Genomic DNA, 26,868 nt, shown 5'->3' with positions numbered 1-26,868 from the left:
AATCGCTCCCAGGGTGACACCCGACGCCTCCCCCCTTCCTCAGTCGCCACCGCCCTTGGGTTTCTGCCTGTACGGCTCCGCATCGACGGTGACGTAGACCGGCTCGGGCACGTCGATGCGCATGGCGGTCAGTTGGCCGCCCCACACGCAACCCGTGTCGATCGCATAGACGCCCAGGCCCGCGAAGCGTCCCAGCGCGGACCAGTGCCCACAGACGATCTTCGTCTCGCGACGACGCATCCCCGGTACTTCGAACCACGGGTACATGCCGGGCTTCTGTGTGCCGGGGATACCCTTGCCCTCGAAGTCGATGCGGCCGTTGACGTCGCAGTAGCGCATGCGCGTGAGCGTGTTGATCGTGGCGCGATGACGCTCGACGCCCTGCAATCGATTGTTCCAGCCAGGCGGACGATTGCCGAAGAGGTTCTTGAGCAAACGCTGGTGGCGGGGGCCGCCGAGTTCGCGTTCCACTTCCAGCGCGGCCCGCTGGGCCTGGCGCAAGGTCCAGATCGGTGCCAGGCCGGCATGGACCATCGTCCAGCCAAGCTCTTCGTCGTTATGCAGCAATTTCTGCATGCGCAGCCATTCGAGAAGCACCGGCGCGTCCTCCGCGAACAGCACTTCACGCAACTCGGGGTTCACCCGTGCCTGTGCGTCTTCACGACGTTGGCCGATCGCCAGCAACGAGAGGTCGTGGTTGCCAAGCGTGATGACCGCCTGGTCGCGCAGCGAGTGGATCAGGCGCAACGTGGCCAACGACTCACCACCTCGATTCACCAGGTCGCCGCAGAACCACAGCCGGTCGTTGGCCGGGTCGAAGCGGAGCTTCTCCAGCAGGCGCTGGAGTTCGGGGTAGCAACCCTGGACGTCGCCGATCGCGTAGACGGCCATCAGTACTGTTGCTCCGTGAGGCCGTTCCCGGCGTGCGCACTATCCATGGGTTCGATCCTAGTGGAGCGTGCGCGGGATCGAAAGCACGAATGGCGGGATGGGCGCGTCGAAATGCGTTCCATCGTCGGCGACCATGCGATAGCTTCCTTCCATGGTCCCGACCGCGGTTTCGAGCACGGCGCCCGAGGTGTACTCGAAGGTATCGCCTGGTCGCATCCACGGTTGCTCGCCGACGACACCGTCGCCGCGTACTTCTTCGACCTTGCCGTTCGCATCGGTGATCAGCCAGTGCCTCGTGAGCAACTGTGCGCCGGTGGCGCCGACGTTGCGCAGCGTGATCGTATAGGCGAACACGTAGCGGTTGTCGGTCGGTTGCGATTGGTCGGGAACGAAGCGGGAAGCGACCTCCACGTCGATCGTGTAAGGGGATTTGGAATTCATGCCGCGATTGTCATGGACGGGGAGGGGGTGGGCAAGTGAGTCCGCGGCAGGATTCACATCGCATTCGCGAGTTTCACGAAATCTCCCGGGGCCAGGGTCTCCGCACGTGCACGCGGATCGATGCCGAGTTCACGAATGGTCGCCTCGTCTACGAGGCCTTTCAGCGTGTTCGTGAGCGTCTTCCGGCGCATCGCGAAGGCCGCCTTCACGATTGCGTGAATCTTCGCCGGATCGCCCTTGGGCAGCTGCTCCGGCGCCAGGGGCACCAGGCGGACCACGGCGGAATCCACCTTGGGGGGCGGCCGGAAGGCTCCCGGAGGCACCGTGAAGAGCGGCGTCACCTTGCAGGCTAGCTGGAGCATCACGCTCAAGCGGCCGTAAACCTTGCTGCCGGGCTCGGCGGCCATGCGGTCCACGACCTCCTTCTGGAGCATGAAATGCATGTCCTGGATCGCCGCCGCGTGTTCGACGCAGTGGAAAAGGATGGGGCTGGAAATGTAATAGGGCAGGTTGCCCGCGATACGCAGCCGCTCGGCGCCGAGCTCCCGGGCGAGCTGGCTGAAATCGACCTTGAGCACGTCCGAATGGACGATCCTCAACTCACCGATCGCCGCCGCTCGCGCCTGCAGGCCGGGAATCAGGTCGGTATCCAGTTCGATGGCCGTCATCTTCCGGGCCACGCCGAGCAGGGGCAGGGTCATCGCCCCTTCGCCAGGACCGATCTCGACGACGGTGTCGCCATCCTTCGGCGCGATCGAGGCGACGATGCGTTCGATATAGCGCTTGTCGTGCAGGAAGTGCTGGCCGAAACTTTTCTTGGGGCGTGCGTTCATGGGCGGCCCCGGTGGCGGGCGAGATCGATGGCGAAGCGCGTGGCGGCGAACAGGCTGGCAGGATCCGCCCGGCCCGTGCCGGCAAGGTCGAGCGCCGTACCGTGGTCGACCGACGTGCGGATGAAGGGTAGGCCCAGGGTCACGTTCACGGTTCGGTCGAACGCCTCGCTCTTGAGCACGGGCAAGGCCTGGTCGTGATACATGGCCAGCACCGCGTCGTAGCGTCCACGCATGGCGGGGACGAAGGCGGTGTCGGCCGGAAGCGGCCCGATCAGGTCCATGCCTTCGCCACGGAGGCGCTCCAGCAGGGGGATGATCGTGTCGATCTCCTCGCGGCCCATGTGCCCCCCTTCGCCCGCATGCGGATTCAGGCCGAGCACCGCGATGCGTGGATGGGCAAGGCCGAAAAGCGAAGTCAGCGCAGCGGCGACGATGCGCAACGTGCGCTCGATCAGGGCCGGCGTGACCGCCGCAGGGACCGCCGACAGCGGCAGGTGCGTCGTGGCCAGGGTCACCCGCAGTTCCGGACTGGCGAGCATCATCACGACCTCGGTACCCGCGCGCTCGGCGAAGAACTCCGTGTGGCCGCTGAAGGCGACGCCCCCTTCATTGATGCTGGATTTCTGTACGGGTCCGGTCACCACGGCGTCGAAATCGCCAGCCATGCAGCCATCCGCGGCCATGCGCAGGAGATCGAGCACGTGGTGCGCATTGCGGGGGTCCGGATGGCCGAAATGGACATCGGCCCCAAGCGGCACGTGGCGAACCCGGATACGTCCAGCGGGGCGCGAGGCGATGCGCGTTCCATCGTCGTCCACGATGTCGAGGTCGAGCCCGCAGAGGATGGCCGCACGGCGAAGCAGGTCGCGATCGGTGATGGCGACGAGGTCGGCAGGGAGTTCGGAGGCGGCGAGCCGCGCGACCAGCTCGGGTCCCACCCCGGCTGGCTCACCGGCGGTAACGGCGAGCCGTGGCAGGGTGGTGAGAGTCATCGGGGCATTACGGCGTGTTCGAGACCTGCTTGTCGTCGGGATCCTTCAGTTCCGGCACGCGGATATCGACGAACGAGGTCGAGCGCAGTTCGCGCAGGTAGTTCTCGTAAGCCTCGTCCGCCTTGCGGTTACCGATGGCCTGACGGGCCTGGTCACGCTGGAGCTGGTCGGTGAGATCGCTCTGGCGGGTGCCGAGGCGCTGCAGCACGATCCAGCCCGCATCGGTCTGGATCGGGTGCGAGACCTCGCCATCCTTCAGCTGATCGACCTGGGCGGCGATGGCCTGGCCCCAGGCGTCCTTCACGAACCAGCCCATGTCGCCGCCGTTGTTCGCCGTGGTGTTGTCCTTGGACTCGTCCTTGGCGAGCTTGGCGAAGTCTTCCTTCTTGTCGACGACGCGGGTGTAGATGTCCTGCGCCTTCTTCTCCGCCTGCTCCGGCGTGACGATCTCGGAAGGCTTGATGAGGATCTGGCGGGCGTGGTACTCGGTAACGATCTGCCGGCCCGGCTGGCGGGTTTCCACCAGCTTGAGGATATGGAAGCCGGTCGGGCCGCGCAGGGCCGCCGTGTTCTCGCCAGCCTTCAGCGACGACACGGCGTCGGCGAACGCCGGCGGGACTTCGTCGAGGCGACGCCAGCCGAGGTCGCCGCCATCGAGGGCGTCGGGAGCATCGGAGTAGCGAATGGCCGCGGCGTTGAAATCCATGCCGCCCTGGATCGCCTTGATCGCTTCCTCGGCCTTCGCCTGGGCCTGGGCGATGTCGCTGGCGCCGCCGCCGGCCGGGGTGCTGATCTGGATGTGCGCGAGGTGGACCTCGCCGGCCTTGTAGGTCGGGCTGGCGAGCAGGTTGTTCACTTCGGCGTCGGTGACCGTGACCTGGTCGCGGACGATGCTCTCGTGCAGCTTCTGCGCGACGATCTGGTCGGACAGCTGCTGGCGGAAGGCGGCATAGCTGTAGCCGTCCTGCTCGACCGCCGCGCGCAGCTGGTCGAGGCTCATCTTGTTCTGCTGGGCCACGTTGGCGGCGGCCTGGTCCACGTCCTGATCGGACACGCGGATGCCCTGGTCGTTGGCGCGCTGGACCTGCAGCTTCATGAGGACCAGGCGGTCGAGCACCTGGCGGGCCAGGACGTCCTTGGGCGGCAGCTGGGCCGGATTCGATGCGTATTGCCGCACGATGGCGTTGATCGCCTCGTCGAGCTCGCTCTGCAGGATGACGTCTTCTTCCACGACCGCGACGATGCGGTCGAGCGAGCCATTGCCGACGCTCGCGCCTGGTGACGGCTGGGCCGAAGGCATCAACTGGGCCTGGGCGGAAGGCACGGCCACGAGCAGGGAAGTGGCGAGCAGGGAGTACGCGAGGATCTGCTTCATCGAATAGGGAGCCCGGGGCGCCTGCCCCATTTATTGATAGCCAAGGATAGCACGCCGCAGGTATTGGCCCGATTGCGGGTTGAGCGAGCCAATGCCCTTGAATTCCACCTCGAACATGATCGCGTTGTCCGTGGCCCGCAGGTAGTCGTGCACGTAGTGGCGGCCGAGCACGCGGAACGCGACGCAGCAACTGTCGTACTCGACGCCCACGGCGGCCTCGAGGGTCCGGTGCGAGAACGTGAAGGAGGTGAAATCCCGTCCGTTGTAGGTGACAGGCAGCACGTCCCGGCGGGCGAAGACCCAGCGGGCGAGCGCCCGCCACCGCTCGGACACAGGAAAGACAACGGACGTGTCGAATTGTTCCATGGTGTTACGGCGGTACCGGTACGAGAAATTGACGATGCCGTCGTTCTTGATCCGGCGTTGGATCTGCACCGTTGCCAGGTCGGTGTCCCGGCCCTGGTCGACGTACACGCCCTTGTCGTTCGGATACGGCGAAGGTTTCTTGTTCGGATTCCACTGGTAGGAGCTGTTCAGGCGCCACTTGTCGTTGAACTGGATGGCGAGCTGGGCCACGTAGTCCGAACGACTGAAGTCGGTGGGGGCGACCCCCGGCATCTGCACCTTCTGGTCGCTGAAATACTTGATCTGGCCGACGCTGGCCGACAGCCTTTCCACGCCGGTGTCGTCGAGCAGGCGGGTGGTCAGGGCCGCGGTCAGGTTGTTCGCGTCCATCTGGCGGTCGGCGCCGGAGAACCGGTTGGTGGTGAACAACTGCCAGAAGTCGAACGACATCTCATTGGTGTCGAAGGTCGGCAGGTTGTTCTGGTTCCGGTAGGGTACATACAGGTAATACAGGCGCGGCTCGAGGGTCTGGGTATAGTTCGTGCCGAACAGGCTGGTCTGTTTGTCGAAGATCAGGCCGGCGTCGAGGCTGCTGATCGGTACGGAGCGGGATGGGCTCTGCCGTGCGTAGTTGTACTGCGAGTAGTCGGAGTCCAGCCGGTAACCGGTGTAGCGGTATTCGACGCGCGGCCGCACGAACCACGAGGCGCCCGAGAAGTCGGCCGCGAGATAGGGGGCGAGGTCGATGCGGTTGCCGTCGATCTGGCCGGGCGCGCGATCGACCTTGCGGAAGGCCACGGCTTCGGTGTCCACGCCCACGTCCAGCCAGTGGTTCAGCGGCGCCTGCAGGTTGAATGTTCCGCGCGGCCAGCGGCGGTACGGCACCACATAGTTCGGCAGGCCGGCATCCACGTTCTGGTAATCGTCGGCGCCCAGCGAGGCGCTCCAGTACTTGCCGCCCTTGCTGACGTAGGCACTGGACGAGAGGATGCCCACCGCCGACTGGTACAGGTCGTTGCTGAAGTCGCGGAAATACTGGTTGTCGGATGCGTGGTTGATGTTGGCCGCGAAGTTGAACCCGCCGCCGAGGTTGGTGGAATTGGTGATCTGGACCAGGTAGCGCTGTTTGGAGCCGTCACGGTCGCTGGTGCCGCTTTCGTCGTCGTCCGGACCCTTGTCGTGGGCCATGTACTGAAGGTTGAACGTGCCGTTCGACCGCGGCAGCAGGTAGCGGAACTCCGTGCCCAGCATGAATCCGCGATCACTGTAGTACCCGGGGGTGATCGTCGCGTCGTAATTCGGCGCGATGTTCCAGTAGTACGGCAGGTTGAGGAACAGGCCCGAACGGCTCGACGAGCCGAAGGTTGGATACAGGAAGCCGCTCTTCCGTCGGTCGTCCAGCGGGAAGGTGAAATACGGCAGGTACATGAACGGCACGTCCTTGAAGCGCATCGTCGCGCTGCGTGCCTCGCCGACGCCGGTTTCCTTGTTGAGGTTGAGCGTCTTGGCGCGGAATTCCCACATATGGCTGCCGACATCGCAGGTCGAGTAGGAGGCCATGCGGAAGCGGCCGTGCTGCGGGTCGAGCACCTTGGCGTGGCTGGCCACGCCGTTGCCGCGCGACTGCAGCAGCTGATAGCGGACGTTATAGGCGTCGCCTTCGTTCGGCGTCGTCGTACCGGTCATGCGGTCGGCGGAGACCAGCATGCCCGCCTCTTGATACTTCACGTCACCCTTCGCGTCGTAGGCCGTGGAGTCGGAGTTGTACGTGACGTCGTTCGCTCGCAGCACCTGGTCGGCGCGTTCGAGACGGACGCCACCGGTCATGTGATAGAGGTTGGGTTCTGGGCTCTCGACCTTGACGCCACTGGTATTGCCGTCGTCGATGCCCGAGTGGACGTCGGTGACGGCGGTATCGCGCAGCGTGCTGTCCTTGGTGATGCCCGGCTCGTAGAAATCGAGCATCGCGTTCGGCCGGCACAGCGCGTAGCTGATCGGCCGCGGTGGGCAGATGAACGAACCGAGGGGGCAGGTTTCCGCGGCGACGGGCGTGGCTGGCGCGGGCGCGACGGCGTGTGTCTCTCCCTGTGCCGGCGAGGACTGCGCCTGTGCGTCCAGGGCGGCGCCCGCCACGATGAGGGCGACGGCGGTCGCCAGCAGGCGGCGTTTAGGCAGGATGCTGATGCGTGACGTCACAGGCTCGGTCTTGTCCGTTCGAAAGGTCGCCAACTTAGCAGAATCGCCAACCCCACCGCACGATGGCACGTCGCCCATGAGCATGACCCCTCGAAGGATGCGGCGGCGATCGCCGCACCGGCCGGACGAGCTTACACCGCCGGATCAGCCGCGCGGACGGCGCTCGTGCTCCCAGAGCACCTCGCCGTGGCCGCTGCGGCGGGCCAGCACGCGGGCGATGACGAAGAGCAAGTCTGAAAGCCGGTTCAGGTAGCGCTGCGCTTCCGGACGCACTTCCTCGACCCGGCCGAGGGCGACCACCTCGCGTTCGGCCCGGCGGCAGACCGTGCGGGCCAGATGGCAGGTGGCGGCCGCCATGCCGCCACCGGGCAGGATGAAGTCCTTGAGCGCGGGAAGGTCGGCGTTGAAGGCATCGAGCACCGTCTCGAGGCGGTCGATGTCCCGTGCCTGGACCATCGCCATGCCCGGGATGCACAATTCGCCGCCCAGATCGAACAGCTCGTGCTGTATCTGGACGAGGGCCTCGCGGATGTCGTCGTCCACGCCGTCGGAGGCCATGATCATGCCGATGGTGCTGTTGAGCTCGTCCACGATGCCGTAGGCGCCGACCCGGAGAGAGTCCTTGCCGGTGCGGCTGCCGTCGCCCAGGCCGGTGCTGCCGTCATCGCCGGTGCGTGTGTAAATCTTCGAGAGTCGATTGCCCATCCGCGCATTCTATCGGGGCTCATCGCCACTGCGGCAGGGGGCCGCAGGATCGGCGCCTTCACGTGGCGAGGGTATGATCCGCGGATGAGCCCGTCCGAACCCATCCTCATCGTCGGCGGCGGCCTGGTCGGTGCCAGCCTCGCCATCGCGCTCGACACCGCCGGCCGCCCCGCCGTCCTTGTCGAAGCCTCCGCGCCGCGCGTGGGCGAGCAGCCCAGCTACGACGAACGCAATCTCGCCCTTGCCCGTGCGACCGTGAACGGCCTGGAGGCCATCGGCGTATGGAGCCTGGCCCGGCACCGGGCCACGCCGATAACCCATATCCATACGAGCCGAGCCGGCGACTTCGGCAGTGTTCGCATGGACGCCGCAGTCGAGGGCGTCGACGCCCTCGGCTGGACCCTGCCGGCACGGGAACTGGGCGCGGCCTTGCTCCAGCGGCTGGAAACCTGCCGTCACCTGACCCGCCTGGCGCCCGCGCGGGTCGAGGCCATCGAGCCGGTCGAGGGTGGCTGGGCGGTCACCATCGCGTCGAATGGGCAACGGCGTCGCCTGGAGACACCGCTGCTGGTAGGGGCGGATGGCACGGCTTCCGGCGTACGCGCGCAATTGGGCATCGGTACCCGCGAGCACGATTACGGGCAGGCCTTGTTCGTCAGCACGATGACGCCGGGACGGGACCCTGCGGGCCGCGCGTTCGAGCGTTTCACCGACCAGGGGCCCGTCGCGGTCCTGCCGCTCGCCGAACGGCGCATCGGCGTGGTCCTGACCGTGCCCGCCGAACGTGCCGACGAGGTGGCGGCCATGGATGATGAAGCCTTCCTGGCCCTCGCCCAAGAGCGTTTCGGTTGGCGCCTCGGGCGCCTGGACCGCCCGGGCAAGCGCTCTCCCTATCCGATTCGCCGGGTCGCCGCGGAATCCCTGACGGCGCCCCACGCCGTGTTGGTCGGCAATGCCGCGCAGACGGTGCATCCCATCGGGGCACAAGGGTTCAACCTCGGCCTGCGCGATGCGCTGACCCTGGCCGAGCTGGTGGTGGCCGCCGACGACCCGGGTGCCGCCACCCTGCTCGACGAATATGTACGCCGGCGCACGCCGGATCGCGAGGGGACGATGGCGATGAGCCATGGCCTCGTGCGCCTGGCATGCATGGACCAGCCCTTCCTGGGGCCGCTGCGTTCGCTTGCCATGCTTGCGCTCGATCGCGTGCCACCGCTGCGCCATGCCCTGAGCCGGCGCGGGATGGGATTCCGCGCGAACGCGCCTTTCGCCGTGCGGGAGAAGACGCCGTGAACGATTCCCGGGCTAACGCCGTGCCTTCGCGCCGGCGCAGCGGTGGCCTTCTCGACGTGGCCGTGGTGGGCGGTGGCATGGTCGGCGCGGCGGCGGCGCTGGCCCTGGCTCGCGCCGGTTTCTCGGTGGCGCTGGTCGACGCACGCGAACCCGCTCCCTGGGCCGCCGCGGACGAGGTCGACCTGCGCGTGGTGGGGCTCGCCCCGTCATCCATCGGCCTGCTCGATGAACTGGGGATATGGGCCTCCATCCAGGCCGCGCGTGCGTCCGCCTATGAGCGGATGGTCGTATGGGATGCGGAGAACGGCGCCACGATCCGTTTCGACGCCGCCGATGAAGGGCGTGACGTGCTCGGCTACATCGTCGAGAACGGGCTCGTGCAGGCATCGCTCTGGCACGCGTTGGACGATGCCGGCGTGCGTCGTATCGTTCCCGCCGAGGTGGTCGCCTACGCGGTGCGCGAAGATCGGGCCCAACTGGAACTGGCCGATGGGCAGGTCGTTGCCGCCCGCCTGGTGGTGGCCGCGGATGGCGCGGAGTCACCGCTGCGCACGATGGTGGGTATCGGCACGCATGGGCGCGACTATGCCCAGCGTGCGGTGGTGGCGCATGTCGAGACGGCACGTCCGCATGAGCGGACGGCGTGGCAGCGGTTCCTGCCGACGGGGCCGCTGGCGCTCTTGCCGCTTGCCGATGGGCGCAGTTCCATCGTCTGGTCGTTGCCGGATGCCGAGGCGGCGCATGTGCTGGCGCTCGATGATGCCGGTTTCCGCGGCGCGCTCGGCGTGGCCAGCGACTTCCGCCTTGGGCCCATCGGCGCGATCAGCCGCCGCGCCGCCTTTCCCTTGCGCCTGAAGCTCGCCGATCGGTACGAAGCGGAGCGGCTGGTCCTTCTGGGCGATGCCGCACACGCGGTCCATCCGCTGGCGGGGCAGGGCGTCAACCTGGGCCTGCGCGACGTGGCCGAACTCCGCGATACCCTGGTCGACGCACGCGAAGCGGGCCGCGATATCGCCGCCGCGCACGTGCTGCGCCGCTATGCGCGGCGCCGCCGCAGCGCGGACGGGCTCGATGCCTGGTCGTTCGACGCCCTGGAGCGCGTCTATGGGTGGAAGGCCACGCCGCTGGTCGCCATGCGAGGGGGGGGCGTCCGCCTGCTCGACGCCTTCGGGCCACTGAAACGAAAGCTGGCCAGGCACGCGGCAGGGCTCTGAGGGCGGTCGCCACATTCCCTCGCCCGGGGAGGACGCCTATGCTTGGCGAACCTTCCATGGGAGCCACGCCGATGCGCCGTTCGCTGCTTGCCTTGTCCTTGCTGGTCCTCGGTCATGTCGGTGCCGCCTCGGCGGCGATGGTCGCCAAGCCGGTCCAGTGGACCGACCAGGGAGTGACCTACAAGAGTTTCCTTGTGTACGACGATGCCATCGCGACCAAGCGACCCGGTCTGCTCATGGTGCCCAACTGGTTCGGGGTGAACGACATGGCGGTGGCGAAGGCGAAGGAGATCGCGGGCAAGGACTACGTGATCCTGTTGACCGACATGTATGGCGGCGGCACGCGGCCGACATCGGAAGCCGAAGCGGGCGCCGCCGTGAAGCCGCTCTACGCCGATCGCAAGGTGATGCGGCTGCGCGTATCGCGGGCATTCGAAGCATTGAAGGCGCAGGCGAAGCACGCGCCCATCGATCCGGCCAGGCTCGCCGCGATCGGCTTCTGTTTCGGTGGCTCGGCCGTGCTCGACCTGGCTCGTGCCGGCGCGGATGTCTCCGCGGTGGTCAGCTTCCACGGTCTGCTCTCGACCGACGACCCGAAACTCGCGTCGAACATCCACGCGAAAGTGCTGGCGCTCAATGGCGCCGACGACGCCAACGTTCCCGCCGAGCAGCGCGCCGCGTTCGAGGCGGAGATGCGTGACGCGAAGGTGGACTGGGCCTCCGAGGACTTCGGCGGCGCGGTGCACTGCTTCACCGAGAAGGAAGCGACGGCGGCGACGGGCAATTGCCGTTACGACGCGAAAGTCGCCCGACGTGCCTACGCCGCCATGCGGTCCTGGTTGAACGAGGCTTTCTAGAACCGCCGTTCGACCGAATAGTCGGCCAGTGCCGCGAGTGCGTCGCGGTAACTGGACGCGGGCAGTTCGGCGAGCGCCTCGCGCGCCGCCGCGGCGTGAGCCACGGCTTTTTCGTGCGTGCGTTCAATCGCGCCGGAGTCGCGTATGGCGGCGACGATGCGATCCAGTGAATCGAGCCCGCCATGCTCGATCGCGTGGCGCAGCGATTTCAACTGATCGGCGTCCGCCACCTGCATCGCGTAGATCAACGGCAGGGTGGGCTTGCCTTCGGCAAGATCGTCTCCGATGTTCTTGCCCAGCGTTTCCGCGTCGGAAACGTAGTCGAGCAGGTCGTCGGCGATCTGGAAGGCGTAGCCGAGTTCCATGCCGTAACGGCGCAGCGCGGCGACCTGCGTCTCAGGCAAGCCACCCAGCACGCCGCCGAGTTCGGTGGCCGCCGCGAAGAGCACGGCCGTCTTCCGTTCGATCACGGCGAGATATGCGTTTTCGTCGACGTCGGCGTTGCCGATGTTCAGCAGTTGCAGCACTTCGCCTTCGGCGATGGTATTGGTGGTGTCGGCGAGGACGCGCATGATCCGCATGTCGTCCAGTTCCACCATTAGCTGGAACGAGCGCGAGTAGAGGAAGTCGCCCACCAGCACGCTGGCGGCATTGCCCCAGAGCGCATTCGCCGTCTTGCGGCCGCGGCGCATGTCGGACTCGTCGACCACATCGTCGTGCAGCAGGGTGGAGGTATGGATGAATTCGACGATCGCCGCCAGCTTGGCATGCTGCTGCCCGTGATAGCCCGCGGCGCGCGCCGCCAGTACGTGGAGCATCGGGCGAAGGCGCTTGCCGCCGCCGGCGATGATGTGATCCGCGATGCGGTTGATCAGGACGACATCCGACGAGAGCCGATGGCGGATCAGTGCATCGACCTCCTTCATGTCTTCCGCCGCCAGGGCACGGACGCCAGCGAAATCGAGGAGGGTGGAACGAGCGGCGATGGATGACATGGACCAGGGTCGTATGCGGCAGGTGGATCACATTATAGGGGTAGCCCGGCCCATTCCGTGTCCACGGCCCGGGACGTCCTCGGCCCGGGTCGGAGCGGCATGCACCGCCCTTCACCTGCGCCGGCTGCGGGCGGGCGCTTACGAAGACCGCGGAAGGGCCCGCAAGATGCTGCCGAAGGGGCATTTTTTTCAGAATTTACGTATCGCAACGGGGGCTTGGGATACGCAGACTTTCTGTGCGCGCCGATCGCTCCATTGCCGGCACGCCATCCCTTTTCCAGGAAGCCGCCATGTACAGAAAACGTAGCGCCATCGCCTTGCTCGCCACGGCCCTCATCATCTCCGCCCCACGTTCCCACGCAGCGAACGACGGCATCATCGACATCACCGGCCGCATCGTCGCCACGACATGCCAAGTGGAGGGAAAACCTCCTGGCGGCGGCGCGGCGACGAAGGCCGTGGACCTGGGCAGCATCAGCGCGGGTGCGCTGGCCAACCCGGGCGATACGGCCGGGGACCGTGGCTTCGTCATCCGTATTGGCGGTAACGACGAATGCACCAACGACATCACCGCGAAGATCCGTTTCGATCCCGCCAGTCCCGCCCTGGATCGCACCACGGGCCGTCTCAATGTCGATGCCGGCGATGGCGCGGCCACGAACGTGCAGATCCAGATGGCGAACCAGGACGGCACGCCCATCAACATGTACACCGAGGACTCCCAGGGCGTGAAGGTCACGGACCATGTCGCCGAAATCGGCCTGATCGCACGCTACTACAGCATGGGCGATGTCAAGGGCGGCACGGCTGCCTCCAGGGTGGGCTTCCAGGTCGTTTACGACTGAGCAGCCTGTGCATCGGGTGCCGGCCGGACCATCGTGCCCGGTCGGCTCATGGAAGCGAGACGAAGGATTCCCCATGTTTCGAGCGAAGCCGACGATCCTGGCCATCGTCCTGGCAATGTGTGGCATGTCAGCGGCGAATGCAGCCGTTGTCATCGGCGGTACACGGGTGGTCTTCCCCGCACAGGTGCGCGACGTATCGCTGCGCCTGGAAAACAAGGGCGGCGATCCGGCACTGGTCCAGGTATGGGTCGATGACGGCGATGAGCGCTCCACGCCCACGAGCGCGCACGCACCGTTCGCCATCACGCCCCCCGTGTTCCGCATCGACCCCGGCAACGGCCATGCCTTGCGCATCGTGCACGTGGACGACGACCTCCCTCGCGATCGGGAAGCGCTCTACTGGCTCAACGTATTGGAGATCCCGCCCAAGGCGTCGGACGTCGACGGTAAGAACGTGCTGCAGCTCGCGTTCCGTCATCGCCTGAAGCTCTTCCACCGGCCGAAGGGTCTTCCGTCGTCACCGGACCGCGCAGCGGCGACTTTGCGGTGGTCGATCGAGCGGGGTGCGGACGGCTCGTCGCTGAAGGTCGTGAATCCCTCGCCGTATCACGTCTCCTTCAACGCGGTCGACCTGCATGCAGGCAACGATGCCGGTTCGCCTGTGTCGCTGGGTGGTGGAATGGTGGCTCCGGGCATGTCGCTCGGTTTTCCCCTGCCGAAGGGAAAGGCCAACGTCGATGTCGCCAAGGTGGCTTTCGTGACCATCAACGATTTCGGAGCCACGGTCAGTGGCTCCGCAGCGGTGGATCGGTGAGCAGGGGAGCCTGTGCATGCCGGTTGTCGTCAGTCGGCGATTCCACCAGGGTTCGTCGCGCTTCACGGTCCCGTGGCGTATCGCTTTCGCCGGCTGCCTTGTCGTGGGATGTGCCGCCCAAGCGCAAGAAATACCCGAGGTGGAATTCGATTCGGCGTTCCTTCCCGTGGAAGAGCGTTCGACACTCGATCTGTCGCGTTACTCGCATGGCAACCCGGTGCTTCCGGGAAACTACGAAGTGGACATCTGGATGAACGGCGAGTGGCAGATACGCAAGAACGTCCGGTTCGAGTCGAAGGCGGGCCGCGCGGACGCCACGCCATGTATCACGCATGACGAACTTTTATCTTTCGGTCTCTCTTCGACCGTACCGGGGACGCCTGCGGACGACCCGTGTCGATCGATAGGCGAGCGTATCGATATGGCCACGTCGCGCCTCGATATCGGCGAACAGCGCCTTTACATCGAAGTGCCACAAGCGATGATGACGCGCCGGTTCAGTGCGGCGGTTCCGCCTGCCCAATGGGACCAGGGCATCGGCGCGGGGCTGCTTGCATGGCGCACGAACGTTCGCCATGCGTCTTCCGCGAACCACCGCCGTCGTTCGGTTTTCATTGGCGCCGACGCCGGCTTGAACCTGGGCGCCTGGCGCGTGCGTCAAGCCGGCGCATGGTCGGGCCGGCGCTACCGCAGTCGATATGGATTCGTCGAACGACAGTTGGGAGCGTGGCGCTCGCAGCTGCGCATGGGCGATATCGCTCCGACCGACGACCTGTTCGCGCCCTTGCGACTGCGCGGACTCAGTATCGCCAGCGACGCACGCATGTCCGCCGACGCAACGGCCGGCTATGCGCCGCGGGTGACGGGAACGGCGGTCAGCCATGCGACGGTCAGGGTGACGCAGAACGGCATGCTGCTGCGCGAACTGACCGTTCCTCCTGGGGCTTTCGTGATCGACGATCTCTACGCCACCGGGCGTGGCGGAGACCTCGAAGTGGACGTCCTGGAAAGCGATGGCGTCCACAGGACCTTCCGCGTACCTTTTTTTCCCGTACCCGAACTTCTGCGCGAAGGGCATACGAGCTATGCGCTCAGCGCGGGCAACGCCTTGGTGGGTCGCGGACGTACCAAGGCGCTGTTCCAGGCGAGTTGGCGGCATGGATTTCCGCATGACACGACCTTGTATACCGGCTGGCGTCAATGGCCACGCCAGGCTTCGGTGGTGCTGGGTGGGGCGGTCGATACCCTGGCGGGGGCTTTCGCCATGGATGTCACTCATTCCGTATCCCGGAATGGCCGGCATGGAAGCTTGTGGCGCCTGCGTCACGGCAAGCAATGGCGTGACGGGACGCTGGTCTCGGTGAGCATGGCGCGGGGGCGGGAAACGCCGCTGCCCACGCCGTCCAACGCCAGGAGCCGCCTTGCGTCGATGCGCCGGATCGACCTGGTCGCGCAGCGGGATCTCGGTGACGAGCGCGGCTCACTGAGCGTGAGCATCAGCCATGTTTCGCGCAAGCGCGCCGAAGGCACGACAGTCGACCACGCGATGTCGTGGACCCGAGGTTGGCGGCGCGCCACGATGGATCTCTCCCTGCGCAGGTCGCGCCACGATATGACGGGACAATGGACGCTTTCGGTGCCGCTTGGTACGGGGGCGTCTTCGACGACCCTGCATACGTCGCTGCTCGGCGAGCATTCGGGCGGCGCTCGTGTCGGCCTCAGCGGAAGCATGGATGACGACGGGACGATGTCGTACGGCGCGGCACTCGCGGGACACCGTCACGAAGGGCAGCGGCTCGATGCATCCTTGACCAAGGTGCTGCCGATGGGCGAGGTATCCGCGAGCATCGAAAGCACAGGTACCTCCCGGGGTGGTTCCCTTTCGGCAGCGGGCGGCGTCGTGTTCCATGCCGGTGGCGTCACCTTCGCACAGCGCCTTGGGGAGGCGACCGCCCTGGTTCGGGCCCGGGGAGCGGGGGGAGCCCGTGTGGGAGCCGGCCCGGGCATTCGTATCGATCGCAGCGGCCACGCCGTTGTTTCCCATCTCACGCCCTTCCGTTGGAACAGTGTCGATCTCGATCCCTCGGGCCTGTCGTTGGACGTTGCCCTGGCCTCCACCCACCGGCGCGTGGCGCCGACGTCGGGTGCCGTGGTCCTGGTCCCGTTCGAGACGGACGTAGCTACCACGTTCCTCGTGACCGCGGCCTTCGCCGACGGGACCCCCCTGCCGTTCGCGGCTGAAGTGGTCGATGGCGCTGGCCGTTCCGTGGGTGTCGTCGGCCAGGCGGGTCGTGTCTTCCTGCGTGGTCAGGATGCCGGGGGCCAATGGACGGTGCGCTGGGAGGGCATCGATGGCCGTTGCGGCCTGCGGCTGCTTGCCACTACGAAAACCGCCGCCGGCGACGTCCGGCACATGGGAGTATGCGAATGAACACGATCCGGTTACACGTTCGAAAATGCGTTTCGACGGCCACGGCCCTCGCCATGGGCACGGCTGCCGTCGTCCACGCCGACGATCGCCTCGATTTCGAGGTGCAAGGGGCGGTGACCCCTTCCTGTGGTCTCGCGCTCAGCCGTGTCCGGATCGACCTGGACACGGTGGCGGCGTCCGAGTTGGGTGCCGTGGGCGACGGCAGTCGTTGGCGCGAGGCCAGTTTCATGGGGGTGGACTGCGTAGGTGCGACCAAGGCCAGCGTCACGATGCGTGCCGCCGCCCACCCGGCCGATCCCCGTTATATCGCTCCCGTGGGGGGCGCCGAGGGGGTGGCCATCGAGATGCGCACGGCGGATGGCCAGCCTCTGCCGCCTGACGGCTCCTCGCCTGTGGAATTCAGCTGGATGGGGGATGTCCCGGCGCTTGCCTTCCAGGCCCGCTATGTACGCGTGGGCCCACTCAAGGCCGGGGACGCCGTCGCCACGGCCCTGGTCCAGATCCAATGGGAGTGAGCCCGGGGCCTACGGCATGCGCAGGGCTCCGCCGTCACCGTACGGTTTGCCCTCCGCACGCCCTTCGACCAAACTAGCCGGTCCGACCCCGCAAGCCCCCGCCTCGGCGCTGGCTCGCTATCATGGGCGGGAAAGACACGCATACGAGGGAAATCCATGGCACGCGGCATCAACAAGGTCATCATCGTCGGCAATCTCGGCGCGGACCCGGAAACCCGTTACACCGGTAGCGGCACGGCGATCACGTCCTTGCGCATCGCCACGTCCGAAGCCTGGACGGACAAGCAGTCCGGCGAGAAGCAAGAGCGCACCGAATGGCACCGGGTGAAACTCTTCGGCAAGCTCGCGGAAATCGCGGGCGAATACCTGAAGAAGGGTCGCCAGGTCTATATCGAAGGCTCGCTGCGCACCGACAAGTACACCGACAAGGACGGCGTCGAGCGTTATTCGACCGACATCATCGCCAACGAAATGCAGATGCTCGGTGGCCAGGGCGGCGGTGAAGGCGCCGGTTTTGCCGGTGGCCAGGGCGGCGCTCGCCCGCAGCAGCAACCCCGCGGCAATTTCGGCGGCGGCGCGGGCGGCGGTGGCCAGCAACGCGGCAACTTCGGTGGCGGTGCGCGTGGCGGCGACGATTATGGTCAGCCGCGAGGCGGCAATGCACCGCAGCGTTCGGCTCCGCCGGCCAACGAAGGTTTCGACGACGACGATATTCCGTTCTAGATTCCATCTGAGATCGATTTGTAACGGTTGCAATTATAAGCCCCTGTTTGTGCAGGGGCTTTTTGCATGTCACGGATCGACTTCCCGTTTTGCTGGCCATTCAAAAGGCAACAGTTTCTAGCCTTGAAAACTAGTGCAAATGCTTCCGGCGTTTTGTGGATGCGGCATAGTTTCAACCTACATGCTTAGCCTTTAGGCTTACACGTCATAGCAACAGAGGTTTTTGCCTTGACGCCATCTGCATCAGTAAAGAAGGCATCCCACTTGGTGGTGAAGGGTTGGTCTTTCATCGCCATGCAGTCATAGCGAATGGACAATGGTGCAGCCGAGTCCTCGAAATGCCGACGTGGCAAAATCTTCGATGATTCCATTTATCGATGATCTCTGTGTGGTCCAGCCGTATTTCTTATGGAAATAGTATCCGTGACCGCCTGAGACGAGCACGCGGCCGCTTCCGGTATCAGCTCGATGAAATAACGCGTCTCGCTGCGACATCTCCGCTTGTTCTTTGAGCCCCCTTTCGTAGGGGAAGTAGTCGAGAATGTCCCTTCCTTCGAAGGTGAAGTCCACGCTGCGAAGCGGACCGATTTTTTCCATGTAAGCATATACATTATTAGCCAGTGCATGGATGTGATCTTCGAAATCACCTCCGTAGTATGTAGGTACGTAGCCTTTTCCAAGCTCCACTACGAGCTCATCACCGGAATCATTAAAGGACACCTTACTCACCACGATAACTGGTGCCTGCCCTGGTATGCGTTCCTGTGCGTCGACCTGAGCCTGCAGTAATCCTCGTAAGATCGGCTCCAGGGAGGCACGATGATTGGCGATAAGTTGGGTCGAATCCTCGGCAGGCCCAGCATCTGTCAGTGTTTCACTCCCCGGTTGTGCCGCTAGGGAATGTTCGATGGGCAAAATGGTTGCGGCACCGCAAAGGATGGTTGCATATAGTGCTTGCATCATCGTGGTCGTGCTTTTCATTTTTATCTCTCCGGCGAATGAATCGACCTGATCGCATCGATCGAACGATGCGCGGCAATCGTCCGTCCTTCCGAAGATTCGCTACAGTCACCGACGCTCTCAGTAATCTGTCAGGACATGGAGATTTACATTCGAGTCATCGCTGTCGGCGTGTGCGCTGCCGACCCAAATACCCATAAGAAATCATAGGTTTTTGCCTTTCGGCGCAAGGTTCGCCAATACCGCCACGCCCATAGAGCCAGAATCGGCACCACCGGGCGGGCTGCGCTTGCTCTTTCCGGACTCCTTCCTTCAAGGCCTCCATTCCGATGAACAGCAAGAAAGGCGCGACCCTGCTCCTCTCCGCCGCGATCCTCCTCGGAGGCGTACTGGCCGGCGGTTCCGTCATGGCGGCGACCCCTGTGCGGAACATCGTCCTGGTTCACGGCGCATGGGCGAACGGAAGTGGCTGGAAGCCGGTCTACGACATCCTGGTGAAGAACGGTTATCACGTGTCGGTCGCCGAGCATCCGCTGACCTCGTTCGCCGATGACGTGACCGCTGTCAAGCGTATCGTCGACATGCAGGACGGGCCGACGATCCTCGTGGGACACAGTTACGGCGGCGCGATCATCACCGATGTCGGCAACGATCCGAAGGTGGTGGGCCTGGTGTACATCGCCGCGCACGCGCTCGACCAGGGGGAGACCGAAGTGGCCAACGGCAAGCGCTTCCCCAGTGCCACCAGCCAGACCAAGGACATCAAGAAAACTGCGGACGGTTTCCTTTATCTCGATCCCGCGAAATACCCGGCCGACTTCGCCGCCGACCTTGCGCCGCAGCAATCCACCTTCGAGGCGAACGCCCAGGGCTTCACGGCGGCGTCGGTGTTCGACACGCCCGCCGGTCATCCCGCCTGGAAGGACAAGCCGAGCTGGTACGCCGTGGCGACCGCCGACAAGATCATCAACCCCGACCTGGAGCGCATGTACGCCAAGCGTGCGCAGAGCCACACGATCGAGGTGAAGGGCGCGAGCCATTCGGTCTATCAATCGCGCCCGAAGGAAGTGGCGGCACTGATCGAACAGGCCGCCACCCAAGCCACTCCGTGACGGAGTGGCTCTGGCTCAATGATCAGTGCGTCGAACCGTGCAGCGCGTGCTTGAGGTCGCGCATCTGGTCGTGCCCGTTCTTCACCGTGACGTAGGCTTCGTTGATCAGTGAGCGTGTGCCTGCGGTCACGTCGTTGTCTTCCAGGGCGTGCTCGTACTTCGCCTTGATGTGGTCTTCGCCACGCTCGACCTCGTCGACGATGGCGGTGTCGTCCCGGGAACTCATCTTCGAGCGCAGCTCCACGAACATGCGGTGCGCCTTGGCCAGTACGGAGCCGTCGTCTTCCGGCTTGCCGCCGAGCGAACTGACCTGCTGTTGCAGGCGACGCGCCAACTGGCGGCGCTCGGCCGCGCGCTGCTGGAACGAGGCGGCATAACGCGTATTTCCGGCATCCTTCGCCGCCTCGCCATAGCCTTCGGCGCTGTCGATGGTGGTTTCGATCAGGGTGTTGAGAACCTTGATGTCATGGTCGGTGCTTGTCATGGTCGTGGACTCCTCGTGATCGACGGGATCGTTCGTAGGGAGCACGAGCTTCGTGGCCAGGGGGTGCACGAAAGCGTGAAAGGCGCGTCGCGCCGGCAACGACGACCGCCTCTCGTTCATGCTCCGCCGGTGCATACTCCTGCTCACACAGGTTGCACGGGAGAGCACCCATGACATCCAATCGTCGCGCCCTGGTCACGGGCGCATCGGCAGGGATCGGCGAGGCTTTCGCCCGCGAACTCGCCCGCCGCGGCCATGACCTCGTGCTGACGGCACGCCGGGCCGACCGCCTCGAAACGCTGGCCAAGGAACTGCGTGAACGCCACGCCGTCGAGGCGGTCGTCGCGCCGCTGGATCTCGCCCGGCCGGACGGCCCGGAGGCGCTGGTGGCGGCGCTCGACGCCCAGGGCTTGTCGATCGATGTGCTGGTCAACAACGCCGGCTACGGTGTCACCGGCTATTTCGACGAGCAGCCGTGGCCGACGCATGCAGCCTTTATCCAGGTATTGATGACGGCACCCACCGAATTGGCGTATCGCTTGTTGCCGGGCATGAAGACGCGTGGCTATGGCCGGATCGTCAACGTCGCCTCGCTCGCCGGCCACGTGCCCGGCTCCGCCGGCCACACGCTGTATGCGGCGTCGAAGGCCTACCTGATCAAGTTCTCGCAGTCGCTGGCGCTGGAAGGCAAGGGTACGGGCGTGCACACCACCGCGGTTTGTCCTGGTTTCACCTATTCCGAATTCCACGATGTCACCGGTTCCAGGGAACTGGTCTCGAAGATGCCCGGCTTCATGTGGATGGATGCGCAGACGGTCGCCCGGCAGGGGCTGGACGCGGTGGAGGCGGGCAAGGCCGTGTACGTGAACGGAGGGGTGAACAGGGCCATCAAGGGCCTGTTCAAGCTGATGCCGGACAGCCTCGCCCTGAAGATGGTGGAGCGCCAGGGCCGGCGTTTCCGCACCGGGCCACGCAACGCCTAGCCCACCCATGACCTCTGGCATAGGCCCCGTGGGCCGCCGGGGGCTAGCCTCGTCCGGTTTGCGGCGCTTTCCGCGCCGCCCTGCCGTCACGGGGACCATCGATGTCGATCACACGCAACGCGGCGCTTTCCGGCGCCGTCCTCCTCGGCCTGATCGGGGCCTCCGCCGCCTCGGCGCAGACCGTCACCACGGACGATTACCGGCGCGCGGACTCGTTCCTCGCCAACAACACCATGCCGCTGGTGGACCACTCGGTCCAGCGCGTGACCTGGATCGACGATGGCCACTTCTGGTATCGCGACCACGACAAGGATGGCGACCAGTTCATGAAGGTGGACGCCGCCACCGGCGAGGCCACGCGCGCATTCGATCGCGACAAGGTGGCCGCGGCGCTTTCCGCCGCGACCGGCAAGAAGGTCGATGCGGCAAAGCTGCCCGTCACCGGCTTCGTCGTCCGTCCGGACGATGGCCTGGACATCACCTCGCACGGCAAGCGCTACGTCTGCGACAAGGCGGTCGGCAAATGCGAACTCGCCGCGGTGAAGAAGGACGCGAACGGCAAGGCCTACGGTGACGAGCCCGGCCTGAAGTCGCCGGACGGCAAGTCCGAGGCCTTCATCCGCGACTGGAACCTCTGGGTGCGCGATATCGCCACGGGTGCGGAAACGCAGCTGACCACCGATGGGGTCAAGGATTACGGCTACGCCACCGACAACGCGGGTTGGAAGCACACCGACGAGGCTATCCTGGTCTGGTCGCCGGATTCGAAGAAGATCGCCACCTTCCAGCAGGACCAGCGCAAGACCGGCGAAATGACCCTGGTCGGTGTCAACGTAGGGCACCCCAAGGTCGATACCTGGAAGTATCCGTTGCCGGGCGACAAGGACGTGACGATGATCGAGCGCGTCGTGATCGACGTGCCGACGAAGAAGGTCGTCCGCTTCAAGATGCCGCCCGACCAGCACCGCTCGACGATCTGCGACGACGTCTCGTGCAGCCCGGGCGTATGGGACGACGTACGTTGGGCCGCCGACGGCAAGAGCGTCGCCTTCGTTTCCACCGCGCGTGACCATACGCATGAATGGTTCCGCGTGGCCAACCCGGAAACCGGTGACGTCCGTACCGTATTCGACGAAAAGGCGAAGACCTATTTCGAAGGCGGCAACGACATGGCCAATTGGCAGTACGTGCCAGAGACCGACCAGGTGATCTGGTTCTCCGAGCGGAGCAACTGGGGCCATCTGTACATGTACAGCCTCAAGACCGGCAAGCTCGAACAGCAGATCACCAAGGGCGACTGGAACGTCACCCAGGTGCTGCATGTCGATCCGAAGACGAAGACGATCTGGTTCCGTGGCGTCGGCCGCGAGAAGGGCGTCGATCCGTACTACCAGCAGTTCTACAAGATCGGCTTCGACGGCAAGGGCCTGACCCTGCTCACGCCCGAGAACGCCGACCACAGCGTGTCGATGTCGAAGGACGGCACGTACTTCTTCGACTCGTATTCGACGATCGACACGCCGCCCGTCGCCGTGGTGCGCCGCTCCGATACCGGGGCCACGGTGAAGGAGATCGCTCGTGCTGATATCTCGCGCCTCAAGGCCAAGGGCTGGGTGCCGCCCACCGCGTTCACGGTGAAGGCGCGCGACGGCAAGACCGACCTCTACGGCCAGATGTTCAAGCCGACGAACTTCGATCCGTCGAAGAAGTATCCGCTCGTGGTCTACATCTACCCGGGCCCGCAGACCGGTTCGGTACGCACGCGCAGCTTCATTCCCTCGCATGGCGACAACCAGGCGCTGGCCGAGCTGGGCTTCGTCGTGGTGGCCGTGGATGGCATGGGCACGCCGTGGCGCTCGAAGGCCTTCCACGACGCCTACTTCAAGAACATCGGCGACAACACGCTGCCCGACCAGGTCGCAGCGGTGAAGCAGCTGGTACAGAAGTATTCCTGGCTCGACGGCGATCGCGTCGGTATCTGGGGCCATTCCGGAGGCGGCAACGCCACCGCCACCGCCATGTTCCGTTACGCCGACGTGTTCAAGGTCGGTATCTCGGAATCGGGCAATCACGACAACCGCAACTACGAAGACGACTGGGCCGAGAAGTGGCAGGGCCTGATGGTCACCGACAAGGATGGCAAGTCGAACTACGACGATCAGGCGAACCAGAAGTGGGCATCGGGCCTGAAGGGCCATCTGATGCTCGCCCACGGTACTTCCGATGACAACGTGCCGCCCTACGAGACCCTGCTGGTGGTGGAAGCACTGATCAAGGCCAACAAGGACTTCGACCTGGTCATGATTCCCAATGCCCACCACGGTTATGGCGCGGCCACGCAGTACATGACGCGCCGCCGCTGGGATTACTTCGTGAGCTACCTGAAGGGTGAAACGCCCCCGAAGGAATTCGAACTGACGCCGATGACGCCCCCGGGCGGTTGAACCAGAAACCCCGCCTAAATGGCGGGGTTTTTTTACGGTGGGAGGCCGCCAGGTGGGAGCCGACCCTGTCGGCGATTCCGCGGCAGCGGGCCAGGTCGAGGCAAGCACCCATCGCCGACAAGGTCGGCTCCCACCAGGCAGGCCGTGGGAGCCGCTTCAGCGGCGATTACCGTCCTCGGCTAGGCCGCGTAGGCCACGAACCGCATCGCCGCCGCGTTCATGCAATAGCGCAGCCCGGTCGGATCGGGACCATCGTCGAACACATGGCCCAGGTGCGCGTCGCACCGCGCGCAGTTCACCGCCGTGCGCTCCTCGATCAGGCTGCGGTCGGTCTTCTCCGTGATGTTCCGCTTCGAGATCGGCTGGTAGAAACTCGGCCAGCCGGTGCCCGAATCGAACTTGGTCGCCGAATCGTAGAGGGCCGTGTCGCAACAGATGCACCGGTAGATGCCGTTGTCATGGCGGTCCCAGCCCTCCCCGGTATAGGCCGGCTCGGTGCCATCGTGGCGGGTGATGTAATAGGACTTGCTGCTCAGCTTCGCCTTCCACTGCTCATCGGTGAGGACGATGCGGGGCTCGACGCAGGTCCCCAGCGGTTTCTTGTCGTTGCCGAAACAATCCAGCGTCACATTGCCGCCCTTGGGCACGGGCGCGTCGGCCGCCATCGCGGGCCGGGTGGCGCGCAGGACGAAAGGCAGGGAAATGGACGCGGCCGCCGTGGCGGCCAGCACGCCGAGGAAACGACGACGATCGGGATCGGTACGCATACAGCCTCCGGAAGCGGGAAAGGGCGCCAGGGCGCCCTTTCCATGAGACCGGCGCCACCGCCGTCCGCTTACACCCCCGCGACGCTCAGTCGTCCACCCAGCGGCAACGGCGCTCCGTGGTGTACGTCGCATTCTTGTCCTGGTGACTCTTCTGGATGCGGTTGCCGGCGTAGCCGCCGCCCACCGCGCCGGCCACCGTGGCCAGGGTCTTGCCCTTACCGCCGCCGACCTGGTTGCCGATGAGGCCACCGGCCACGGCGCCGACGCCCGTGCCGATCAGGCGGTTGTCGTCCTTGGAGTTGATCTGCTTCACCCGGACGTTCTCGCAGACCTGGTGCTGGCTCCGCCGGGCCTGGGCCTCGGCCGGTGGCGTGGAAACGGCGGCCGTGCCGGCGATGGCGATCGCGGCGACGGCGAGCAGGTGGGTCTTCATGTCGGGTCCTCCTTCTCGGTGGCATTCAGGGATACCGCCGGCTTCGTGACGGACGGGTCAATCCCGGGCGTTCGAGGCGTCCGCGTCGACATCGCATATGGCCGCGGTTTAATCGGCGTGCCTCGCTCCTCGGCCACGGCTTCCGTCAGTTCGGCGCCCAGCAGCAGGATCAGGACCGAGTAGTAGACCCAGACCAGCAGGACGACGACGCCGCCCGCGGGGCCATAAGGGCCACCCACGTTGCTGCGGTCCAGGTAGATGGCGATGGCGAACTTGCCCACGGCGAAGAGCAGGGCGGTCAGCGTCGCACCGATCATCGCGTCACGCCATTCGATGATCGCGTCCGGCAACACCTTGTAGATCGCGCCGAAGATGAGGACGAAGACGGCCAGGGAGATCACGATCTCCAGGACCTGCCAGCCGGTGGTCCCGCCGCGGACGAACACGGCGATCAACGCGCTGGCGGAAAACGAGATCACCAGCAGGAAGGCCAGCGAGAGCAGCAGGCCCAATGCATGCATGCGCGCCCGCAGCCAGCCGAGAATGGCGCCCTTGGTCGATCCGGGGCGGGGTTGGAGGCTCCAGACCCGGTTCAGCGCACCCTGCAATTGCGCGAAGACCGCGGAAGCGCCGATCAAGGTGACGCCCAATCCGATCACGCCCGCCATGCTGCCGACGCTGGGACGCTGCCTGGCATTGTCGATCACCAATCGCACCGCCTCCGAGGCTCGTGGACCGACCAGTCCGTTGAGGCTGTCGATCAACTGCGCCTGCCATTCCGGCCGCAGCGAGGCCACGATCCAGAGCAGGAGGACCAGCAGAGGGGCGAACGACAGCGCCGAGTAGAAAGCCAGTGCCGCGGCACGGGTCATCAGTTCATCGTCACTGAAACCCCTCGCCGTGGTCCGGACCACGCGCCAGGCCAGGTGCAACCTCGAATCCATGCCCTACCTCCGTCTCGCCTGGGTGCAAGCTTCGTGCGGGACCTGCGAAAGAAACGTGGATCGCGAGCGCCGCGACCACGCTCCCATGCCATCACGCCCTGTGCATTCGTTCGATCGCGGCCGCGATACCGGTCGCATCGGCCACTTCGATCACCCGCTCGGTCATGGCGAACTCCGTCACCAGTTCGTGGGCCCAGGTGCTGTGATAAGGCATGTATACGCCCCAACCCCCAAGCTCGACCACCGGGACGATGTCCGACTTCAAGGAGTTGCCGACCATGGCGAACCGATCCGGACCCACCTCGAACTCGCCGAACAACCGGGCATACGCCGCCGGGTCCTTTTCCGAAACGATCTCGATACGATGGAAGATGTCCGCGAGCCCGCTGCGCGCGACCTTGTATTCCTGGTGGAACAGGTCGCCCTTGGTGATCAGGACCACGCGATGCTTCGCCGCCACGGCTTCGACGGCCTCGCGGATGCCGGGCAGGAGTTCCACGGGGTGGGAAAGCACGTCTTTGCCCAGGCGCACGATGCGGTGGATGTCGCGCGCCTCGATGCGGCCGTCGGTCAGTTCGATCGCCGATTCGATCATCGACAGCGCCATGCCCTTCGCGCCGTAGCCGAAGAGGGCTATGTTGCCGCGTTCGGTAGCCAGCAAGGCGTCGCGGAGGCCTTTGGTGGTGAGGTCCACATAGCGGCCCAGGATGGCTTCGAACGCCTCCTGGGCCTGGTCGTAGAACTCCTGGCTGCGCCAGAGGGTATCGTCGCCGTCGAAGCCGACAAGATCGATCATGGGTGCAAGTCTCGTTTGTCGCAGCGGGATAGGATACAGCGAACCGAATCGCCGACAGGGTCGGCTCCCACCAGGGCATCGGCCCACCGAAGGCTCAGTCCAGGGTTGGCTTTCATCGGCCTTGGTGGAAGCCGACCCTGTCGGCGATGCCAACGGAGCGAGAGACCATGTTCAATTTCACCGACATCGCCTGCCCCTATTGTGGGGAGACCATCGAAGTCGCCGTCGACACCTCGGCAGGCAGCCAGACGTATATCGAGGACTGCCAGGTGTGCTGCCGCCCCATCGTGATGCGACTGGTGGTGGATGAAGGTGACGAGACCTTCGAACTCCATGCGTCGGCGGAGAACGACGGGTGAGGGAATCGCCGCTGAAGCGGCTCCCACATGAGCCCTGTGAGGGAATCGCCGCTGAAGCGGCTCCCACATGGAGCCCCGCGGCCATGGATTGCGAGGTTCACGAGGAGCCCCCTCAACAGCG

Annotated in this window: 26 protein-coding genes; 12 read left to right on the top strand and 14 right to left on the bottom strand. The window is 65.4% G+C overall.

What is annotated here, in order from left to right; genetic code table 11:
• Positions 1 to 39: 39 nt before the first annotated feature.
• The 7 genes from ACR9ZJ_RS05030 to ACR9ZJ_RS05000 form a co-directional block, all read right to left on the bottom strand.
• Positions 40 to 891 (bottom strand): symmetrical bis(5'-nucleosyl)-tetraphosphatase, encoded by an 852-nt coding sequence (locus ACR9ZJ_RS05030; RefSeq protein WP_481287072.1) that lies wholly within the window; start codon positions 889 to 891, stop codon positions 40 to 42.
• A 57-nt stretch (positions 892 to 948) separates the two neighbouring features.
• Positions 949 to 1,332 (bottom strand): Co2+/Mg2+ efflux protein ApaG, encoded by a 384-nt coding sequence (gene apaG / locus ACR9ZJ_RS05025; protein ID WP_481281487.1) that lies wholly within the window; start codon positions 1,330 to 1,332, stop codon positions 949 to 951.
• A gap of 53 nt (positions 1,333 to 1,385) precedes the next feature.
• The gene (gene rsmA / locus ACR9ZJ_RS05020; RefSeq protein WP_481287071.1) at positions 1,386 to 2,165 is read right to left on the bottom strand and encodes a 16S rRNA (adenine(1518)-N(6)/adenine(1519)-N(6))-dimethyltransferase RsmA; all 780 of its coding nucleotides are present in this window, start codon (positions 2,163 to 2,165) and stop codon (positions 1,386 to 1,388) included.
• Entirely contained in the window at positions 2,162 to 3,157 is a 996-nt protein-coding gene (pdxA, locus tag ACR9ZJ_RS05015; protein ID WP_481287070.1) for a 4-hydroxythreonine-4-phosphate dehydrogenase PdxA, read from the bottom strand. Before pdxA ends, rsmA begins: the two co-directional genes overlap by 4 nt.
• 7 nt (positions 3,158 to 3,164) lie before the next feature.
• The gene (locus tag ACR9ZJ_RS05010) at positions 3,165 to 4,532 is read right to left on the bottom strand and encodes a peptidylprolyl isomerase (RefSeq protein ID WP_481281484.1); all 1,368 of its coding nucleotides are present in this window, start codon (positions 4,530 to 4,532) and stop codon (positions 3,165 to 3,167) included.
• Between the two features lie 30 nt (positions 4,533 to 4,562).
• Positions 4,563 to 7,073 (bottom strand): LPS-assembly protein LptD, encoded by a 2,511-nt coding sequence (locus tag ACR9ZJ_RS05005; protein WP_481287069.1) that lies wholly within the window; start codon positions 7,071 to 7,073, stop codon positions 4,563 to 4,565.
• A 144-nt stretch (positions 7,074 to 7,217) separates the two neighbouring features.
• On the bottom strand, positions 7,218 to 7,778 hold the full coding sequence (locus tag ACR9ZJ_RS05000; RefSeq protein WP_481287068.1) for a cob(I)yrinic acid a,c-diamide adenosyltransferase: 561 nt from the start codon (positions 7,776 to 7,778) through the stop codon (positions 7,218 to 7,220).
• 84 nt (positions 7,779 to 7,862) lie between these two features.
• Here ACR9ZJ_RS05000 and ubiH point away from each other — a divergent pair, with 84 nt between their 5' ends.
• From ubiH to ACR9ZJ_RS04985, 3 genes are all read left to right on the top strand, one after another.
• Positions 7,863 to 9,071 (top strand): 2-octaprenyl-6-methoxyphenyl hydroxylase, encoded by a 1,209-nt coding sequence (gene ubiH, locus ACR9ZJ_RS04995; RefSeq protein ID WP_481287067.1) that lies wholly within the window; start codon positions 7,863 to 7,865, stop codon positions 9,069 to 9,071.
• Positions 9,068 to 10,285 (top strand): FAD-dependent oxidoreductase, encoded by a 1,218-nt coding sequence (locus ACR9ZJ_RS04990; RefSeq protein WP_481287066.1) that lies wholly within the window; start codon positions 9,068 to 9,070, stop codon positions 10,283 to 10,285. The genes ubiH and ACR9ZJ_RS04990 overlap by 4 nt, the downstream gene beginning before the upstream one ends.
• A gap of 71 nt (positions 10,286 to 10,356) precedes the next feature.
• Complete coding sequence (locus ACR9ZJ_RS04985; RefSeq protein ID WP_481287065.1) at positions 10,357 to 11,142, top strand: dienelactone hydrolase family protein; 786 nt, start codon at positions 10,357 to 10,359, stop codon at positions 11,140 to 11,142.
• On the opposite strand, the gene ACR9ZJ_RS04980 is transcribed toward ACR9ZJ_RS04985, so the two are convergent.
• Positions 11,139 to 12,137: a polyprenyl synthetase family protein gene (locus ACR9ZJ_RS04980; protein ID WP_481287064.1), complete on the bottom strand. Its 999-nt coding sequence runs from the start codon at positions 12,135 to 12,137 to the stop codon at positions 11,139 to 11,141. The two genes, ACR9ZJ_RS04985 and ACR9ZJ_RS04980, sit on opposite strands and share 4 nt — an antisense overlap.
• Positions 12,138 to 12,427: 290 nt before the next feature.
• On the opposite strand from ACR9ZJ_RS04980, the gene ACR9ZJ_RS04975 reads away from it, so the two are divergent.
• From ACR9ZJ_RS04975 to ssb, 5 genes are all read left to right on the top strand, one after another.
• Positions 12,428 to 12,982 carry a fimbrial protein gene (locus tag ACR9ZJ_RS04975; RefSeq protein ID WP_481287063.1) on the top strand — a complete coding sequence of 185 codons (555 nt, stop codon included), beginning with the start codon at positions 12,428 to 12,430 and terminating at the stop codon, positions 12,980 to 12,982.
• A 73-nt stretch (positions 12,983 to 13,055) separates the two neighbouring features.
• On the top strand, positions 13,056 to 13,796 hold the full coding sequence (locus tag ACR9ZJ_RS04970) for a fimbrial biogenesis chaperone (RefSeq protein ID WP_481287062.1): 741 nt from the start codon (positions 13,056 to 13,058) through the stop codon (positions 13,794 to 13,796).
• A gap of 139 nt (positions 13,797 to 13,935) precedes the next feature.
• Positions 13,936 to 16,227 carry a fimbria/pilus outer membrane usher protein gene (locus ACR9ZJ_RS04965; RefSeq protein WP_481287061.1) on the top strand — a complete coding sequence of 764 codons (2,292 nt, stop codon included), beginning with the start codon at positions 13,936 to 13,938 and terminating at the stop codon, positions 16,225 to 16,227.
• 53 nt (positions 16,228 to 16,280) lie between these two features.
• Entirely contained in the window at positions 16,281 to 16,742 is a 462-nt protein-coding gene (locus ACR9ZJ_RS04960) for a fimbrial protein (RefSeq protein WP_481287060.1), read from the top strand.
• 156 nt (positions 16,743 to 16,898) lie between these two features.
• Positions 16,899 to 17,465, top strand: a complete 567-nt coding sequence (gene ssb, locus ACR9ZJ_RS04955; RefSeq protein WP_481287059.1) for a single-stranded DNA-binding protein — start codon at positions 16,899 to 16,901, stop codon at positions 17,463 to 17,465.
• 300 nt (positions 17,466 to 17,765) lie between these two features.
• Here the strand turns inward: ssb and ACR9ZJ_RS04950 are convergent, their stop codons facing one another.
• Positions 17,766 to 18,446, bottom strand: a complete 681-nt coding sequence (locus ACR9ZJ_RS04950) for a hypothetical protein (protein WP_481287058.1) — start codon at positions 18,444 to 18,446, stop codon at positions 17,766 to 17,768.
• A 308-nt stretch (positions 18,447 to 18,754) separates the two neighbouring features.
• Between ACR9ZJ_RS04950 and ACR9ZJ_RS04945 the strand changes: the two genes are divergently transcribed.
• Complete coding sequence (locus ACR9ZJ_RS04945) at positions 18,755 to 19,537, top strand: alpha/beta hydrolase (RefSeq protein ID WP_481287057.1); 783 nt, start codon at positions 18,755 to 18,757, stop codon at positions 19,535 to 19,537.
• 22 nt (positions 19,538 to 19,559) lie between these two features.
• Here ACR9ZJ_RS04945 and ACR9ZJ_RS04940 read toward each other — a convergent pair whose 3' ends face one another.
• A complete protein-coding gene (locus tag ACR9ZJ_RS04940) occupies positions 19,560 to 20,021 on the bottom strand; it encodes a PA2169 family four-helix-bundle protein (RefSeq protein ID WP_481281470.1) in 462 nt (153 codons plus the stop codon).
• A gap of 170 nt (positions 20,022 to 20,191) precedes the next feature.
• On the opposite strand from ACR9ZJ_RS04940, the gene ACR9ZJ_RS04935 reads away from it, so the two are divergent.
• Entirely contained in the window at positions 20,192 to 21,004 is an 813-nt protein-coding gene (locus ACR9ZJ_RS04935; RefSeq protein ID WP_481287056.1) for an SDR family NAD(P)-dependent oxidoreductase, read from the top strand.
• A gap of 101 nt (positions 21,005 to 21,105) precedes the next feature.
• Positions 21,106 to 23,448: a S9 family peptidase gene (locus ACR9ZJ_RS04930; protein ID WP_481287055.1), complete on the top strand. Its 2,343-nt coding sequence runs from the start codon at positions 21,106 to 21,108 to the stop codon at positions 23,446 to 23,448.
• 179 nt (positions 23,449 to 23,627) lie between these two features.
• Here the strand turns inward: ACR9ZJ_RS04930 and msrB are convergent, their stop codons facing one another.
• From msrB to ACR9ZJ_RS04910, 4 genes are all read right to left on the bottom strand, one after another.
• The gene (gene msrB, locus ACR9ZJ_RS04925) at positions 23,628 to 24,215 is read right to left on the bottom strand and encodes a peptide-methionine (R)-S-oxide reductase MsrB (protein ID WP_481287054.1); all 588 of its coding nucleotides are present in this window, start codon (positions 24,213 to 24,215) and stop codon (positions 23,628 to 23,630) included.
• An 85-nt stretch (positions 24,216 to 24,300) separates the two neighbouring features.
• On the bottom strand, positions 24,301 to 24,648 hold the full coding sequence (locus tag ACR9ZJ_RS04920; RefSeq protein WP_481281466.1) for a glycine zipper 2TM domain-containing protein: 348 nt from the start codon (positions 24,646 to 24,648) through the stop codon (positions 24,301 to 24,303).
• On the bottom strand, positions 24,645 to 25,592 hold the full coding sequence (locus ACR9ZJ_RS04915) for a YihY/virulence factor BrkB family protein (RefSeq protein ID WP_481287053.1): 948 nt from the start codon (positions 25,590 to 25,592) through the stop codon (positions 24,645 to 24,647). Before ACR9ZJ_RS04915 ends, ACR9ZJ_RS04920 begins: the two co-directional genes overlap by 4 nt.
• A gap of 91 nt (positions 25,593 to 25,683) precedes the next feature.
• The gene (locus tag ACR9ZJ_RS04910) at positions 25,684 to 26,388 is read right to left on the bottom strand and encodes an HAD family hydrolase (protein ID WP_481287052.1); all 705 of its coding nucleotides are present in this window, start codon (positions 26,386 to 26,388) and stop codon (positions 25,684 to 25,686) included.
• 167 nt (positions 26,389 to 26,555) lie between these two features.
• Here ACR9ZJ_RS04910 and ACR9ZJ_RS04905 point away from each other — a divergent pair, with 167 nt between their 5' ends.
• A complete protein-coding gene (locus ACR9ZJ_RS04905) occupies positions 26,556 to 26,747 on the top strand; it encodes a CPXCG motif-containing cysteine-rich protein (protein WP_306850833.1) in 192 nt (63 codons plus the stop codon).
• Positions 26,748 to 26,868: the final 121 nt, after the last annotated feature.

This window comes from Luteibacter sp. KNZ12-1A (assembly GCF_056755675.1).
This window is presented reverse-complemented; position numbering and strand designations above follow the sequence as displayed.